General features: G+C 48.0%; 2 tRNA genes and 2 rRNA genes. All 4 read right to left on the minus strand.

Annotated elements, in window-relative coordinates:
- Window positions 1-1,288, minus strand: a 23S ribosomal RNA gene (locus tag FCL42_RS21450); the annotation flags it as partial.
- A 357-nt stretch (window positions 1,289-1,645) separates the two neighbouring features.
- Window positions 1,646-1,721, minus strand: a tRNA-Ala gene (locus tag FCL42_RS21455).
- Window positions 1,722-1,840: 119 nt separating this feature from the next.
- Window positions 1,841-1,917: transfer RNA gene (locus FCL42_RS21460), tRNA-Ile, on the minus strand.
- Window positions 1,918-2,105: 188 nt separating this feature from the next.
- A 16S ribosomal RNA gene (locus FCL42_RS21465) occupies window positions 2,106-2,186 on the minus strand; the annotation flags it as partial.

The raw sequence follows: 2,186 nt of genomic DNA on the forward strand, positions 1-2,186 counted from the left end.
TGGTCTTCCGGCGAGCGGGTTTTTCACCCGCTTTAACGTTACTCATGTCAGCATTCGCACTTCTGATACGTCCAGCATGCCTCTCGACACACCTTCAACCGCTTACAGAACGCTCCTCTACCATGCATATAAATATGCATCCGCAGCTTCGGTGTCTAGTTTAGCCCCGTTACATCTTCCGCGCAGACCGACTCGACCAGTGAGCTATTACGCTTTCTTTAAATGATGGCTGCTTCTAAGCCAACATCCTGGCTGTCTGAGCCTTTCCACATCGTTTCCCACTTAACTAGAACTTTGGGACCTTAGCTGGCGGTCTGGGTTGTTTCCCTCTCCACGACGGACGTTAGCACCCGCCGTGTGTCTCCCGTAATTGCACTCATTGGTATTCGGAGTTTGCAAAGGGTTGGTAAGTCGGGATGACCCCCTAGCCTTAACAGTGCTCTACCCCCAATGGTGAGATACGAGGCGCTACCTAAATAGCTTTCGAGGAGAACCAGCTATCTCCCGGTTTGATTGGCCTTTCACCCCTACCCACAAGTCATCCCCTAATTTTGCAACATTAGTGGGTTCGGTCCTCCAGTTGGTGTTACCCAACCTTCAACCTGCTCATGGGTAGATCACCGGGTTTCGGGTCTACACCTTGCAACTCATTCGCCCAGTTAAGACTCGGTTTCCCTACGGCTCCCCTATACGGTTAACCTCGCTACAAAATGTAAGTCGCTGACCCATTATACAAAAGGTACGCAGTCACCCCGAAGGGCTCCCACTGCTTGTACGTACACGGTTTCAGGTTCTATTTCACTCCCCTCACAGGGGTTCTTTTCGCCTTTCCCTCACGGTACTGGTTCACTATCGGTCAGTCAGGAGTATTTAGCCTTGGAGGATGGTCCCCCCATGTTCAGACAAGATATCACGTGTCCCGTCCTACTCGATTTCACTTCAGGTTAGTTTTCGTGTACGGGGCTATCACCCTGTATCGCCGGACTTTCCAGACCGTTCCACTAACACCCCCGAAGCTTAAGGGCTAATCCCCGTTCGCTCGCCGCTACTTAGGGAATCTCAATTGATTTCTTTTCCTCAGGGTACTTAGATGTTTCAGTTCCCCTGGTTCGCCTCTTACACCTATGTATTCAGTGCAAGATAACAGCTTATGCTGCTGGGTTTCCCCATTCGGAAATCGATGACTCAAATGGCTCTTACTGCCTCATCATCGCTTATCGCAAGTTAGTACGTCCTTCATCGCCTCTGACTGCCAAGGCATCCACCGTGTACGCTTAGTCACTTAACCATACAACCCCAATGGGTTTCACTTGTTCTTTAATTCTCACTTTTCGTCAGCCTTTTCGCTCGCTGCAGTCATTAACAGAAGTTAACTTCCTTGCTCACTCAAACGCTTCCTCAATTGGAAATCAAATTTCTTCGCAAACCATTGAAGTTGCTTAAATGAATAAACAACCAATACGTTAATCTATCGCCAGATATCAAGGCACTTGCAAAAATTGCAAATATCTCGAGAAATTTATCAGCTTGTCCAAATTGTTAAAGAGCTAGGTTTCTTCTGAGCCAAGGCTCAAAAAAAGCCAAAGGTAAATCGTTAAATTTAGCTTTGGCCTCTTGCCGTACTAAGGTTCGAATCGAGAGAAAGTGGTGGAGCTAAGCAGGATCGAACTGCTGACCTCCTGCGTGCAAAGCAGGCGCTCTCCCAGCTGAGCTATAGCCCCCCAGAATTTTCTCGATGTAACGCATTGTAAAGATGTCAATCCGGTTCAAGACAAGAAGCAATGTGAGGACGTTTGGTTCACCAAACGACGAGCTTTGCGACGCCGTATTGAATCGAATTTGGTGGGTCTGAGTAGATTTGAACTACCGACCTCACCCTTATCAGGGGTGCGCTCTAACCAACTGAGCTACAGACCCATCTTAACTTGTCTTTTCACTCCTGAATGTCGTTATGCTCATTACTCCTCAGTCACATAGAAAACCTATGCTCGCTTCGTCGTGCTTCGCATGCCTAATTCAGAACCGAAAATCCTGCGTTAATTCGAAACTCTTATCATCGTCAGACAATCTGTGTGAACACTCAACGCAAAACCGTATCTATTTCGTAAGGAGGTGATCCAGCCCCAGGTTCCCCTAGGGCTACCTTGTTACGACTTCACCCCAGTCATGAATCACTCCGTGGTAAA

This window comes from Ferrimonas aestuarii, assembly GCF_005116665.1.
Taxonomy (GTDB): domain Bacteria; phylum Pseudomonadota; class Gammaproteobacteria; order Enterobacterales; family Shewanellaceae; genus Ferrimonas; species Ferrimonas aestuarii.